The 16,098-nt window shown below is 28.3% G+C and carries 9 protein-coding genes and 1 tRNA gene; 2 read left to right on the forward strand and 8 right to left on the reverse strand.

The genetic code is table 11. The features are described from left to right. Nucleotides 1–46: 46 nt before the first annotated feature. Together selB and selA are read right to left on the reverse strand one after the other, a co-directional pair. Nucleotides 47–1,939: a selenocysteine-specific translation elongation factor gene (gene selB / locus J2Z53_RS09745; protein ID WP_209797305.1), complete on the reverse strand. Its 1,893-nt coding sequence runs from the start codon at nucleotides 1,937–1,939 to the stop codon at nucleotides 47–49. Nucleotides 1,940–1,955: 16 nt separating this feature from the next. Further along, complete coding sequence (selA, locus tag J2Z53_RS09750; RefSeq protein ID WP_209797306.1) at nucleotides 1,956–3,356, reverse strand: L-seryl-tRNA(Sec) selenium transferase; 1,401 nt, start codon at nucleotides 3,354–3,356, stop codon at nucleotides 1,956–1,958. A 177-nt stretch (nucleotides 3,357–3,533) separates the two neighbouring features. Between selA and J2Z53_RS09755 the strand changes: the two genes are divergently transcribed. Next, nucleotides 3,534–3,630 (forward strand) — tRNA-Sec (locus J2Z53_RS09755). 384 nt (nucleotides 3,631–4,014) lie between these two features. Here the strand turns inward: J2Z53_RS09755 and pyk are convergent. From pyk to whiA, 4 genes are all read right to left on the reverse strand, one after another. Further along, nucleotides 4,015–5,433, reverse strand: coding sequence for a pyruvate kinase (gene pyk / locus J2Z53_RS09760; protein WP_209797307.1), 1,419 nt, complete (start codon nucleotides 5,431–5,433; stop codon nucleotides 4,015–4,017). A 69-nt stretch (nucleotides 5,434–5,502) separates the two neighbouring features. Further along, nucleotides 5,503–6,462: a 6-phosphofructokinase gene (pfkA, locus tag J2Z53_RS09765; RefSeq protein ID WP_209797308.1), complete on the reverse strand. Its 960-nt coding sequence runs from the start codon at nucleotides 6,460–6,462 to the stop codon at nucleotides 5,503–5,505. A gap of 535 nt (nucleotides 6,463–6,997) precedes the next feature. Next, nucleotides 6,998–10,576, reverse strand: a complete 3,579-nt coding sequence (locus J2Z53_RS09770; protein WP_209797309.1) for a DNA polymerase III subunit alpha — start codon at nucleotides 10,574–10,576, stop codon at nucleotides 6,998–7,000. A gap of 36 nt (nucleotides 10,577–10,612) precedes the next feature. Then, nucleotides 10,613–11,563, reverse strand: a complete 951-nt coding sequence (whiA, locus tag J2Z53_RS09775) for a DNA-binding protein WhiA (protein WP_209797310.1) — start codon at nucleotides 11,561–11,563, stop codon at nucleotides 10,613–10,615. Between the two features lie 221 nt (nucleotides 11,564–11,784). Here whiA and J2Z53_RS09780 point away from each other — a divergent pair, with 221 nt between their 5' ends. Beyond that, on the forward strand, nucleotides 11,785–12,081 hold the full coding sequence (locus tag J2Z53_RS09780; protein WP_209797311.1) for a thiamine-binding protein: 297 nt from the start codon (nucleotides 11,785–11,787) through the stop codon (nucleotides 12,079–12,081). Nucleotides 12,082–12,242: 161 nt separating this feature from the next. On the opposite strand, the gene J2Z53_RS09785 is transcribed toward J2Z53_RS09780, so the two are convergent. Together J2Z53_RS09785 and malQ are read right to left on the reverse strand one after the other, a co-directional pair. Next, nucleotides 12,243–14,606 carry a glycogen/starch/alpha-glucan phosphorylase gene (locus J2Z53_RS09785; RefSeq protein WP_209797312.1) on the reverse strand — a complete coding sequence of 788 codons (2,364 nt, stop codon included), beginning with the start codon at nucleotides 14,604–14,606 and terminating at the stop codon, nucleotides 12,243–12,245. After that, the gene (malQ, locus tag J2Z53_RS09790; RefSeq protein WP_209797313.1) at nucleotides 14,599–16,092 is read right to left on the reverse strand and encodes a 4-alpha-glucanotransferase; all 1,494 of its coding nucleotides are present in this window, start codon (nucleotides 16,090–16,092) and stop codon (nucleotides 14,599–14,601) included. The genes J2Z53_RS09785 and malQ overlap by 8 nt, the downstream gene beginning before the upstream one ends. Nucleotides 16,093–16,098: the final 6 nt, after the last annotated feature.

Below are 16,098 nucleotides of genomic sequence, written 5' to 3' on the forward strand. Positions count from 1 at the left end.
TCCCTTTTTATATTATTTCCAAAGGCTTAGTGTGATTATTCATAAATTAAAAGAGTACTCTTCCTTCTTTAACTCTTTTAGTTACTTTTTCTTTATCTAAGTATTCTAAAAATGGAACTAAATATTTTCTTTGTATATTTAAGCTATCTTTTATTTCCCCTATAGTAGCAACACCTTTTTTACTTAAATACTCTTTAACTAAGTTTTTTCCTTTTAATACATAATCTTTGTGAAATATAATATTTTCATCTATAGATACTAAATCTCCATTATCCTTTAAATATTTAAATATTTTATTGTAAATAACTTTTTCTTTATCATCTTTAATTACATCTTTAAGCTTAGGTGTTGTAAATCCATTTTCTAAATAAGTATTTAATAATATTTCTTTTATTTGTTCTTCTCTTTTATTTAATTTAGGTTTAAATCCTCTCTTAAATACGTAATTTTCATTGCTATCTATTAATCCTTTTTCAAGCATTGAATTTATAAATTCATCAAAAACCTCTTTCTTTAGTTTTTTACTAAATAATTTGTTTTTGCATTCTTCTTTTTTCATTCCAACTTTTAAAGGTTCTTCTTTATGATAATTTTCTAATATTTTATTTAATTCTTCTGCCTTTTTGGTAAATACTTTATTATGAATAAATCCTTCATTAAGGGATATTATTTTTTTATTATCTATTAACTTATTTAAGGAAGCCTTTATCTCATTCTCATCTTCATTAAATTCATTTAATAAATCTTTTAAAGATTTTAATCCATCTTCCTTACTTATTGAAAGCTCTATTTTATCTTCTAATGAATCACTTTCCCTAGCTTTTAAATCTTTTATATAATTTGAATCATATCTTTTTGCTTTTTGAGCTAATGAGTTTAGTATAAATCCTCCCCCTAAAGTTATCATTGGAGAATATGTTCTTAAAACTATTCTATCTTTGTCTTTACAACATATTTCTTTTTCTAATCTTATTTGACAATACTCACAATCTCCACCTTTTAGTTCATCCTTTTGTAGTATTATAATTCTACCAATAACTTCTCTAGTTCCATGGTGAACTCTTATTCTATCTCTATTTCTAACTACCTTTTCACAATATTTAGGAATTTTTATTTTGCAATCTATAATATATGTGCTAATTTCTTTTGAAACTTCACCAATAATTAATCCTCTTTCTAAAAATTCTTTATCAACTCCACTTAAATTTATAGCACACCTTTCCCCAGCTTCTGCAAACTTCCTTTCTTCTCCATGAACTTGTATTCCTCTTATTCTACCTACTTTATTTCCTGGATAAAGTTCTACCTCATCACCTAACTTTACTCTTCCGCCTATTATACTTCCTGTAACTACACTTCCAAAACCTTTTACAGTAAATACTCTATCTATAGGCATTCTAAAAAGTGCTTCCTTATCCTTCTCTTCAGTATTATTAACGCACTCTTCAATAGTTTTTTTAAGTGTATCTATTCCAACTAAAGTTTTAGAAGATACAGGAACTATAGGTACATTTTCCAAAAATGATCCTTTAACAAAATTTTTCACTTCATCTTTAATAAATTCTAACCATTCATCATCTACTAAATCTATTTTAGTTAATACTATAACTCCATTTTTTACATCAAGAGTGTTTAATATATTAAAATGTTCTACTGTTTGTGGCATTATTCCATCATCTGCCGCAATAACAAATAATACTAAATCAACAGAAGTAACACCAGCTACCATATTTTTTATAAACTTTTCATGTCCTGGAACATCTATTATTCCAGCTTTTCTTCCATCTGAAAGAGAAAAGTATGTATAACCATTATTTATAGTTATTCCTCTTCTTTTTTCTTCTTCTAAAGTATCCATATCAAATCCAGTAAGTGCCTTTACTAAAGCTGTTTTCCCATGATCTATATGTCCTGATGTCCCTATAACTATATGCTTCATACAAATTCTCCTTTTCCTATTGATGTTTTATATCCTTTAAATCAGCTAATGCATTTTTAATTATGTTAAAATCATCATTTACTAATGTTCTTACATGAATTAAAACCTTTCCTTTATTTATTCTTGTTATAATTGGAGTTTTATAACTTCTTAAATATTTTTCTAACTCATCATCACTAATTAAACTACTCTTAATAGAAATGGCGTACCCATCTAATTTATAAGTTGGTAATGTTCCTCCACCTATAAAATCCTTTTCTTCTTCTAAATTTATTTCTAATGAATTATTAACTCCTTCTAAACAAGCTAATAATTCCTTTCCCTTTTCTTTAATATCCTCTTTACTTAAGGATATCATATTTAAAGTTGGTACTTCTTTAAGTGCTTTTTCTTCATCTAAATAATAAAGTAAAGTTCCTTCTAAAGCACTTAATGTAAACTTGTCAACTCTTAAAGCTCTTAAAAGTTGATTTTTCTTAATTCGATCTATATATTTTTTCTTTCCAACTATAATTCCAGCCTGTGGACCTCCTAGAAGCTTGTCCCCTGAAAAAGTAACTAGATCAACACCAGCTTCAACTGTTGCTTTTACTGTTTTTTCTTCATCTATACCATATTTACTTAAATCTATAAGAGCTCCACTACCTAAGTCTTCAATTACAGGAATATTTAATTTTTTACCTAATTTACTAAGTTCTTCTGACTCTACTTCTTTAGTAAATCCAACTATTTTAAAATTAGAACTATGTACCTTTAATAATGCTCCAGTATTTTCGTTTATAGCACTTTCATAATCAGATATATGAGTTCTATTTGTTGTTCCAACTTCTATAAGAGTAGCTCCTGACATTTTCATTACCTCTGGTATTCTAAAAGAACCTCCAATTTCAATAAGTTCTCCCCTAGATACTATTGCTTCTTTATCCTTTACTAGCTCATTTAATACAATCATAACAGCTGCTGCATTATTATTAACTATAACAGCACCCTCTGCTCCAGTAAGTTCCTTTAGAATGCTTTCAACATGATCATATCTTGAACCACGTCTTCCAAGTTCAATATCATATTCTAAATTATTATAAGTCTTTGCTACTTTTATAATATTTTTTATAGCATTATCACTTAAAAGAGAACGTCCTAAGTTAGTATGTATAACTATACCAGTACCATTTACAACTGATTTTAATGATGAGTCCCTTTTATTATTTAAAATTTCTTTTGCCTTTTTTATTATTTCTTCCTTAACTACTACATCTTCCCTATTGCCATTTATTATCGCATCTCTATAAAAATCTAAAGAATTTCTTAGAGATTCCACTATCTCTTTCCTTGAGAATTTATCATATATACTTAATATTTCTTCACTTTCTAAAAGTAAATCCATTTTTGGTAATGCTCTTAATATTTCTCTATTCATATAACCACCCTCTATTTAAATTTATTTTTTATACCCTTTAGTTAATTTTTATAGGTAAATCTTAATAAAATATATTATTCCACTAATTTCCCTTGGCTTATTTTGTATTTTTTTATTATTTTACCATAAATTAGATTGATTTTTTGAAAATTTTGAATTATAATTATTATGTTTCATGGGGGTAGATAAGGACTGGTGTCTTTACAGGTCTTCAACACCTAGTTGTGGTACTAATACTATCATAGGTGGGTTCGATTCCCACATACTCCCGCCAAATTATTTATATATTTATCATAAACACTTTATTATTTAGAGTGTTTATTTTTTTGTCCTTCTATATATTATTATAGTCCTAATAAATATAATTAGAAATTATATTACAAAAATATATTTTTTAATTAAAATAAAAAATATATTTTTCTTTATTTCTTATAAAATTTACCTAAAAATCAAATATTAGTTTAAAATAGGATAAAAAAATAGCACCACTAAGGGTGCAATAGAATCAGTTGCCAATATAATCATTAATTTTAAACGTATATCTTATAATATTAACATATATATTTACTAATATACAATACTTTTTTATTTTTATCAATATTTTTTAAAATAAAAAATAACCCTTAGAAATAAATTCTAAAGGTTATTTTATTTTAAACTATTCTACAACAGTTATCTTCATTAAGTTAGTTGTTCCAACCTTTTCTACAGGTACTCCAGCAGCTATAACTACTGTATCACCCTTCTTGATTAATTCATTCTTTTCAGCTATTTCAATTGATTTTTCCATCATTTCATCAGTTGATTCTAATCTATCAGAAACTATTGGATATACACCCCATGAGAATGCTAATTTCTTAGCAACCTTTTCTTCTGGAGTTATAGCTATGATTGGGCATTCTGGTCTGCATTGTGATATTCTCTTAGCAGTTGCTCCACTTTGTGTTGATGCAACAATTGCTGATGCTAATAATTCATTTGCAGCATTACATGCAGCTCTACTAATTACTCCTGAAATTGCAGGAACATGTTTAGTTGCCTTTGATACAGCAACTTCATATTTTAATTGCTTTTCAGCTTCTTCAGCGATTTTAGCCATTGTTCTAACAGCTTCAACTGGATAACTTCCGTTAGCACTTTCTCCTGATAACATTATTGCATCTGTTCCATCTAAGATAGCATTAGCTACGTCTGATACTTCAGCTCTTGTTGGTCTTGGATTTCTGATCATTGAATCTAACATTTGAGTTGCAGTAACAACTGGTTTTCCAGCTTTGTTACACTTTTGTATTATCATCTTTTGAACAGCTGGTACGTTTTCTATTGGAATTTCAACTCCAAGGTCTCCTCTAGCTACCATTATAGCATCTGATACTTCGATTATTGAATCGATGTTATCAACACCTTCTTGGTTTTCTATCTTAGGACAGATAAGTATTTCTTCTCCACCATTTTCATCTAAAACTTTTCTTATAGCTTTTACGTCTTCAGCTTTTCTTACGAATGATGCAGCAATCATAGTTACTCCCATTTTACATCCGAATATTAAGTCTGCTTCGTCTTTTTCAGTTAAAGCTGGTAATTTAATTGATACTCCTGGAACATTAACTCCCTTATGAGTTCCAACTAATCCAGTGTTTTTAACTTCACAGTGAATTTTATTTCCTTCTACTGACTTAACTTCTAATCCAACTAAACCATCATCTATTAATATAGTGTTTCCTGGTTTAACATCATTAGCAAGTCCATCATAAGTAACTGAACACTTAGTTGTATCTCCAATTACTTCTTCTTTAACGTATATAGTAAAGTCTGATCCCTTTTGAAGTTCAACTTTACTTGGTTCAAATTTACCAGTTCTTATTTCTGGTCCCTTTGTATCTAAAACAATTGCAATTTCCTTGTTGTATTTCTTAGCTAATTTCTTAACTAAGTTTATTCTTCCAGCATGTTCTTCATGATCTCCATGTGAGAAATTATGTCTTGAAGCATTCATTCCTGATAAAATTATCTTTGATAATACTTCTTCACTTTCACTTGCTGGACCAATTGTACAAATCATCTTAGTCTTTTTCATTCAAATAACACTCCCTCGTTTTTTAATTAACCCAAAATCTATATATAAAAATTTATTTATAGCTAATAATTATTTTGATAATGTTTCTGCTATCTTGTAAGTTTCTTCATCAAATTTGCTTTCCATAGCTAATGCTTCATCTATATCCATGTCTACTATCTTATTTCCAACAGTACCTATAACTCTTGAAGTTTTACCTTCTAATAATACTTCTACAGCCTTTGCACCCATCTTTGAAGATAATACTCTATCAAAAGCACTTGGACTTCCACCTCTTTGGATATGTCCTAAAACAGTTGCTCTAGTTTCAATTCCTGTAACTTCTTCAACTTCTTCTGCAAGTTCAAATGCTCCACCTACACCCTCAGCTAAAAGAATAAGATTGTGCATTTTTCCATTTTGTTTTCCTTCTAGGATAGTTTTGCATAAGTTGTTTTTGTCAAATCCTTTTTCTGGAGTTATTATTGCTTCTGCTCCACCTGCTAATCCTGCATATAAAGCTATATCTCCACAATTTCTTCCCATAACTTCAACTATTGAAACTCTTTCATGAGATGTTGAAGTATCTCTTATTTTGTTAATTGCATCTAGTACTGTGTTTAATGCTGTATCAAATCCTATAGTGTAATCTGTATATGCTAAGTCATTATCTATAGTTCCTGGTAATCCTACAGTCTTAACTCCTAATTTTGAAAGAAGTTTAGCTCCTGTAAATGATCCATCTCCTCCAATTACAACTAAAGCATCTACACCATAAGCTTTTAATATCTTAACTGCTTTTTTTCTTACTTCTTCTTGCTTAAACTCTGGACATCTAGCTGTTCTTAGTATTGTTCCACCTCTTTGGATTATATCTGCAACAGATGATCTATCCATAGTGAATAATTCTCCATTTATTAATCCGCTATATCCTCTTTGAACTCCCATTACCTCTAATCCTGCTGCTAATGCAGTTCTAGTTACCGCTCTAATTGCAGCGTTCATTCCTGGTGCATCTCCACCACTAGTTAAAATAGCTATCTTTTTCATGATTACTCCTCCTTTTTACCTGTAGGGCACAATTTGTCCCATTGGCAATAAGCCTTCCCACTTTTATATGACCGTTTATAATTGTACATAAATTGTTGAATTTTATCAATGTAAATTCTTCACTTTTTATATACTTTTATTTATTTAAATATATTTTTTAATTTATAAAATAACCACAATATTCTAAACAATTCTACATAATTATTATACCCTATGTAATTAAATTTTATATATAAATTTTAATTTTTTAGGAATTCATTATTGTAAAAATTTTCATTTATGTTTCTTTTAATATTTCAAACTTATTTTAACTATTTCTCATTTTTAAATAGTTTGTTTTATTTTTTTATCATTTAAACAATCTATAAATTGAATATTTATAGATTTTTATTAAATATTTTTTTATTTCTTATAGTACAATTATCTACTTATTTATATAAAATTTCAAGACTAAATACTAAATTTTCAGTATTTTTGAACTATTTTAACAAAAAAAGATATGATGCATAAAAATAACATCATATCTTTAAAACTTTTAGGAAGAAACTACCTTTATATTCTCTTCTCCATATTTATCTTTAAGTTCTTTTATTATTTCAGTATTTAAATTTACCCAAGCATCCTTAGATAATCTATAACTTCTTTTTCTTTCTGAATTGAATAAATATACAGCTGAATCTCCCTTATACTCAGAAAATCCATGTTTAAGTTCAAAATTTATTTTTTTCATAGACTCATCATTTTCTACTCTTATATAAACTTTATTTGAATCAACTTTTTCTAAGCCTTCAACTTTTTCACAAATAAGTTTTGGTGGCTCATCTTCCTTTAAACTAATTCTTCCTGTTATAGTTACAAGTCCATCTTCTGATATACTTTCACGAACTTTATCTAATGTTCTTGGAAAAACTATTACTTCTATTTCCCCACTTAAATCTTCAAGTTTTAAAAATGCCATAATAGTATTATTTCTTGTAACTTTTTGATTTACTTCTGTAAGTATTCCACCAAGTACAACTCTATCATTATCTTTAATTGGCATTTCAGTTGATATATCATTTATATTTATTCCCTTTGATATATTTTCTTCTAAAGCTTTATGAACATCAAATATAGTATTTATAGTTGTTGTAGTTTGCATTTTTAAGCTTTTTTCATATTCATCTAATGGATGTCCTGATAAATACATACCTGTCATTTCTTTTTCCATAGATAAAAGATATTTCTTATTAAATTCCTTTATATCTGGATAAGTAATCTCTGGCATACTAATGTCCTCTTCAATTGCAAAAAGACTTATTTGACCATCAATATTTCTTTTTCTTTCTCCTGATACTCCATCCATAATCTTTTCATAAACTGCTAAAAGTTTTGATCTAAAAATTCCAAATGAATCTAGCGCACCTGCCTTTATTAAACTTTCAACAGCTCTTTTATTTATTGTTGTAAGATCTAACTTACTTAAAAAATCCATTATTGAAGTAAACTCGCCCTTTTCTTCTCTTGATTTTACAATGTTATCAACTACATTAAGACCAACATTTCTAATAGCTGCAAGACCAAAAATTATTTTATCTCCTTCAACTGTAAACTTTGAAAAACTTCTATTTATATCAGGTGGAATAACTTGAATTCCTAATGTTTCTGCAAATTTTATGTAAGCTGATACTTTTTCATTTATTCCCATAACAGAATTAAGCATAGCTGCAATCATCTCTACTGGATAATATCTCATTAAATATGCTGTTTGATATCCAACAACTCCATAAGCTGCAGCATGAGACTTATTAAATGCATAGGATGCAAAGTCCATCATCATATCATATATTTTATTTGCTACTTCTTCAGATATTCCGTTTCTTAAACATCCAGGAACTTCAATATTTCCATTATCATCTACAATTCCATAAATAAAGTTTTTTCGCTCTTCTTCCATAACTTTATGTTTTTTCTTAGACATAGCTCTTCTAACAAGGTCACTTCTTCCCATGGAATATCCAGCTAACTTTCTAACAATTTCCATAACCTGTTCTTGATATACCATAACACCATAAGTAACATTTAATATATCTTCAAGTTCTGGAGTTAAATATTCAACTTTATTGGGATTGTTTTTTCTTTCTATATACCTTGGTATTTCAGCCATTGGACCTGGTCTATATAATGAAATACCGGCAATAATGTCTTCTAATGAATCAGGTTTAAGCTCCTTCATAAAGGAAACCATTCCAGCTGATTCCAACTGAAATACACCAGTTGTTTTACCTTCTCCAATCATTTTATAAACTTCTTTATCAGAAAAGTCTATTTTATCTAGGTCTATGGTAACATTTCTATTGTATTTAATCATTTTTAAGGCATCATTCATAACTGTTAATGTACGAAGTCCTAAAAAGTCCATTTTTAAAAGTCCAAGTTCCTCTAAAGTTGTCATTCCAAATTGAGTTACTATCATTTCTTCATTTTTTTGAAGTGGAACATATTCAACTAATGGCTTTGATGCAATAACAACACCAGCTGCATGAGTTGATGAGTGTCTTGGTAGCCCCTCTAAATCTTTACTGACATCTATAAGATTTTTAACTCTTTCCTCAGTGTCGTAAGCTGTCTTAAGTTCTGGATTTAAGTCTAGTGCCTTTTCTATAGTTATTCCAAGCATTGTTGGGATCATCTTTGCTATTCTATCCACTTCTGCATAGGAATAATCCATTGCCCTACCAACGTCTCTTATACAGGCTCTAGCTGCCATTGTTCCAAAGGTTATAATTTGAGATACATTATCCGCTCCATACTTTTCAACAACATAGTCAATAACTTCCTGTCTTCTTTCATAACAAAAATCTGAATCTATATCAGGCATACTTACTCTTTCAGGATTTAAGAATCTTTCAAAAAGTAAACTATACTTAATTGGATCTATTTTTGTTATTCCTAATGTAAAGGCAACTATTGAACCTGCAGCTGATCCTCTTCCTGGACCTGTTGGTATTCCATTTTCATAAGAAAATCTTATAAAATCCCAAACTATAAGGAAATAATCAACATAGCCCATTTGATTAATTACTCCAAGTTCATAGTCTAATCTATCTATTAAAACTTTAGCTTCTTCATTTTCTTCCCTCATGCTATATATCTTGTCATAATTATATTCTTCATTTTTTATATCATCAAAAACAGAATATCTCTCAATAAGTCCCTTATAACAAGTATCTCTTAAGTAAATATAAGGATCTTCTTCTCCTTCTGGAAGTGGAAACTTAGGTAATTTAGATACGTGAAATTCATAATCAAAGTTACATTCATCTGCAATTTTAACTGTATTTTCTAAAGCCTCCTTAACATAAGAAAACATTTCATACATTTCTTCAGGAGATTTTAAATAAAATTGATCTGAAGGATATCTTCTTCTATTTGGATCATCAACAGTTTTTCCTGTTTGAATGCACATTAATATATCATGTGATTTAGAATCTTTTTGTTCTATGTAATGAACATCATTTGTAGCAACTAATGGTATTCCTGTTTCCTTTGATAACTTTATATTTAATTCATTTACCTTTCTTTGTTCTTCCATTCCATGATTTTGGAGTTCTAAATAAAATCCATCTTTAAATATATCTTTATAAAGCAGAGCAACTTCTTTTGCTTTATCATAATCACCATTAAGTTGTGCTTTTTGTACTTCTCCACCAAGACAAGCACTTAAAGCAATTATACCTTCACTATGTTCCCTTAAATAATCATGATCAACTCTTGGTTTATAATAAAAACCATCTATAGATGCAGCTGATACTATTTTCATTAAATTTTCATAACCAGTTTGATTTTTAACTAATAAAACTAAATGATTTGTACTATTATCTTTATCTATATTCTTAATTTTCATAGATTTACTTGCTACATAAACTTCACATCCAAGTATAGGTTTAATTCCTTCTTCTTTTGCAGCTTTATAAAAATCTACACAACCATACATAACTCCATGGTCTGTAATAGCCATACTATCCATTCCAAGTTCTTTAGCCTTTTTTACAAGTTTTTTTATTTTACCAGAACCATCTAAAAGACTATATTCCGTATGAAGATGTAAGTGACAAAATCTTTTCTTTTCCAAAATAGTCACACTCCTCTCTATATAAGAGAAAGGCCATTAGTATGTACCTGACCTTATCTCTTCTGCAATCTTTTCAATTTTTCTTAATCTATGATTCACTCCAGATTTTCCAACTGGTGGCTCTAACATTTCCCCTAATTCTTTTAATGACTCTTCTGGGTATTCAAGTCTAAGTTCAGCTATTTCTTGAAGATTTTTTGGTAATCTTTGAAGACCAATATTTTCTTGAATAAGCTTAATACTTTCAACCTGTCTAACTGCAGCATTAACTGTTTTTGAAAGATTTGCAGTTTCACAATTTACAAGTCTATTTACATTATTTCTCATTTCTTTTTTTATTCTTATATTTTCTAATTCAAGAAGACATGTATGAGCACCTAATATATTTAATAAATCTACTATTTGCTCCCCTTCTTTAATATAAATAATGAAACTATTTTTTCTTTGAATAACTTTAGAATTAAGTCCACAACTATTTATAAGTTCGCATAAATCTCTAGCATATTCTTCACTATGAGTAACAAATTCTAAATGATAAGTTTTTTCTGGATTACTTATACTTCCACCACCTAAAAAGGCTCCTCTTATATAAGCTCTTTTTGTATCATCATTATCTACCATTTTAGGATCTATAGTGTAATCTAAACTCATAACCCCATCAATCTCTTTTAATATACCTGTTTCCTCTAGAAGTCCACGAACTCCCATTTCTTCATCTATAACAACCATATATATATTATTCTTTTTAAGAGAATTACTTTTCTTAACCATTAATTTAGAATGAATATTAAAATGTTCTTTTAATAAAGTAAATATAAGTCTTGCACTTGCAGGATTTTCAGTAGTTATTCTAAAGGCTAATCCCCCTCCAGAAAACGCAATAGTTCCACTTACTTTCATAATTGCTGAAATCTCTGCTAAAGTCTCCTCTTTGCTTATATCACTATATCTACAAATTTCTCCTTTAACTTTTGATGAAAACGACATTTATTGCTCTCCTTCTATATATACTAATTAAATATATATCTAACTATATACAATAGTTAATTATATCATAAAACCTTTAATTTTCTAACGATATTATTCCTTGAATTTAAGTAAATATATTCTTATTTTAAATAAAATTTTAATTTAATAGTATATAATTAAATTACATAAGAAATTATATATATTTAAAAAAATTTTAATAGATTTAGGAGGAGTTATTAATGGAAAATATAAATTTAAGTCTTCAAATATTACCTGTTGTTAAGGAAGAGGATATTTATCCAGTAGTGGATAAGGTAATAGAATACATACAATCTAAAGGTGTTAAGTATGAAGTTGGTCCTATGGAAACTACAATGGAAGGAGATATGGATACTCTTTTAAGTATAGTTAAAGAAGCTCAAAACATTTGTGTAAATGAAGGGGCTAAAAGAGTTATTTCTGTAGTTAAAATAGACTATAAACCAAATGGCGTTACAATGGATGAAAAAACTTATAAATATAGAAAAGATATATAAATTTAACCTTAACTTACAAATAATCACAAAACAAAAGATAACCTAAAAAATTTAATAATATTAGTTACTAAATTTTTAGGTTATCTTTAATTTAAATTTGTAATTATATTTTTAACTAGTGGTTATTTTAGATAGACATATCCGAATTTTTATTTATATCCTTATTTATTGTGACATGGCTTTATATTCCATATATCTTTGCAGTATTCTTTTATTGTTCTATCACTTGAGAATACTCCTGCATTACATACATTTTCAAAGGCTTTTTTAGCCCATTCTTTTTTATTTTTGTATGCCTTAAATACATCATCTTCTCTTTCTTTAAAACTTTCAAAATCTGCAAGTATGAAATATTGATCTCCTTCTTTAATTAAAGATTCATATAAATCCTTAAAATCTCCTGTAGCTCCATCATTAAAAGTTCCATCTATTAATGTATCTACTACTTTCTTTAAACTTTTGTTGTCTTCATAATAATCTTTTGAAGCATATTTATTTCTTAAATCTTCAATTTCTTCTACTTCTAATCCAAATATAAAGTTATTATCTTTTCCACTTTCTTTAACAATTTCAACATTAGCTCCATCATTAGTTCCAAAAGTAGGTGCTCCATTTAACATAAACTTCATATTACCTGTTCCTGATGCTTCTTTTCCAGCTGTTGATATTTGCTTTGATATATCTGCTGCTGGGAATAGTTTTTCTCCATAAGAAACTCTATAATTCTCTACAAAGACAACTTTTATTTTTCCCTTTATGCTTTCATCATTATTTATAAGATTTGCTACTTCATTTGTAAATTTAATAATAGCTTTTGCCCTTCTATAACTTGGGAATGCCTTTGCACCATATATAAATGTTACTTTAGGTATATCCATATTAGGATTTTCTTTTAATCTATAATAAAGATCTAAAATATAAAATGTATTTAGAAGTTGTCTCTTATACTCATGAAGTCTTTTTATTTGAATATCAAATAATGAGTCTGGGTCTAATTTTATTCCTTGAGTTTCTTCTATATACTTTGCTAGTTGTTCCTTTTTAATATGCTTAATTTCCATAAATCTTTCTAAAACTTTTTCATCATCAATAAAGTTCTCTAATTTTTTTAGTTCTTCAAGATTTTTAACCCAATCTTCACTTCCTAAAAGTTCAGTTATTAGTGAAGATAATTCTTTGTTGCATAATCTAAGCCATCTTCTTGGAGTTATTCCATTTGTTTTATTTTGGAACTTTTCAGGATATAATTCATACCAATTATGAAGTTCAGTATTTTTTAATATATCTGTATGAAGTTTTGCAACACCATTTACAGCAAAACCTACATGTATTGCTAAATTAGCCATTCTTACTTGACCATTATTTATTATTCTAAATTCTTCTATATCTTTTTCACTATAGCCCTTTTCTTTAAGCTCTTTAATAAACTCTTCATCTATAACTTGAATTATTTCTAATATTTTAGGGAATAGTTCCTTAATTAAATTAGCATCCCATTTTTCTAATGCTTCTGCAAGAATTGTATGATTTGTATATGCAAAAGTTTTATTAGCTACTTTTAAAGCTTCCTTAAAGGTAAAACCTTCATTATCCATTAAAAGTCTTATAAGCTCTGGTATTGCTAATACTGGATGAGTATCGTTTAGTTGAACAGCGTGAAGTTTTGCAAAGTTTTCATTAATTTCCCCAAAGGTTTCTTTATGTTTTCTAATTATATCTTGAAGGGAAGCACTTACTAAGAAATATTGCTGTTTTAATCTTAATAACTTTCCTTCCTTTTTTGAATCATTTGGATATAAAACCCTTGATATATCTTCTGCTCTATTTTTTAATTCTAATGCTTCATCATATTTTTGCTCATTAAAAAGTTCATAATCAAATTCTTCTAATGGCTCACATTTCCAAAGTCTTAATGTATTTATATTTTTGCTTTTATAGCCTATTATTGGAGTATCATATGGAATTGCCCTAACTATCATATCTTTAAAGTTAACTTTAACAGCCTCATCCTCTTTTCTTATGCTCCAAGGCTCTCCATACTTTAACCAACTATCAACAGTTTCCTTTTGGAAACCATCTTCAAAAGATTGATTAAATAATCCATTACTATATCTAATTCCATATCCCATTAAAGGCATTTCTAATGAAGCTGCTGAATCCATAAAGCATGCTGCAAGTCTTCCAAGTCCACCATTACCAAGACCTGCATCTTCTTCTACTTCTTCTATTTTATTTAAACTTAAACCTAATTCATCTAAAACTTCCTTTACTTCATTATAAATTCCAAGACTTATTAGATTGTTTCCTAATGCTCTTCCCATTAAATATTCAGCTGAAAAGTAATACGCATTTTTTTCTTTTGAATATAATCTACTTGTTTCATTCCAATCACAAACTATACTTTCTAGTAAAGTTAATGATAAAGCATTAAATATTTCAAAATCCTTAGCTTCCTTAATATCACTTTTCCCATACTTAACTTTTAAATATCTTTTTATTCCATCTTTTATTTCTAATTTATCCATTATTGTTCATCCTTCCATATAGCTTAGTTATATCTCTTATTTTTTCTGCTAATCTCTCTGTTAGATCCTCTTCTTTTACTCTCCACATCCAATTTCCACCTAATGTAGATGGGTAATTTATTCTGGCTTCATTACCTAGATTTAAGAAGTCCTGCATTAATGCAATGGCAGTATCTGCTACACTACTCCAAACCCCTCTTATAAAGCCCCAATTATATCCTTCTTCTTTTGTTAACTTTAAATATTTCTTTGCATATTCAACATCACTTTTACTTCCAGTTGTTTCAAACCAGCCTCTGCAAGTATCATTATCATGAGTGCCTGTATATGCTACACAATTTCTTGTATAATTATGAGGTAAATAATCACTTTCTTCCCTTGAATCAAAGGCAAATTGTAGTACCTTCATTCCTGGAAAACCTGTTTCATCTCTAAAATCTAATACTTCCTTTGTTAAGTATCCTAAATCCTCCGCTATAACTTTTACATCACCTAATTTTTCTTTTATAGCATCAAATAATTTTATACCTGGTCCCTTAACCCATTTACCATTTACAGCAGTATCTTCTCCATAAGGTATCTCCCAATAAGATTCAAAGCCTCTAAAGTGATCTATTCTTACAACATCATATAATTTAAGACTTTCCCTAACTCTATCTATCCACCACTCATAGCCTGTTTTCTCTAAATAGTCCCAATTATATATTGGATTTCCCCACAATTGTCCAGTGGCTGAAAAAGCATCTGGTGGACAACCCGCTACCTTTTTAGGTGTTTTATTCTCATCTAATAAAAATAACTCAGGATTAGCCCAAACATCTGAACTATCTTCTGCTACATATATTGGCATATCTCCTATAAACTCAATCCCTAAATCCTTTACATATTTCTTTAAATTGTTCCACTCTTTAAAGAAATGGTATTGTAAGAATATCCAATAATCTACTTCTTTAACTAACTTCTTTTTATATTTTTCTAATGTATTCTTTTCTCTTGTTTTTATATCTTCATCCCATTTTTGCCAGCTTACCAAATTGAATTCTTCTTTAATTGCCATAAATAATGCATAATCTTCTAGCCATAATTTATTTTCTTCCCTAAACTTTTCAATTTCTTCTTTATCTTTTCCTATAGAATTTTCATAAGCTATTCTTAGCACTCTCATCTTTTCTTTAAATAAAATTCCATAATCTATTGACTCTCTATTATTTCCAAAATCAATATTTTCATAATCAGACTTTTTAAGAAGACCTTCCTTATTTAATAAATCAAAATCTATAAAATATGGATTCCCTGCAAAAGCTGAAAATGATTGATAAGGTGAATCTCCATAACTAGTTGGTCCAAGGGGTAATATCTGCCAATATTTTTGTCCTGCTTTACTTAAAAAATCTGCAAATTTATATGCACTCTCTCCAAAGGTTCCTATTCCATATTCTCCTGGTAGAGAAGCAATATGCATTATTATTCCACTTGCTCTATTCATATGTCT

The sequence above is a fragment of the Clostridium moniliforme genome, from assembly GCF_017873235.1.
In the GTDB taxonomy this organism is placed as follows: domain Bacteria; phylum Bacillota; class Clostridia; order Clostridiales; family Clostridiaceae; genus Clostridium; species Clostridium moniliforme.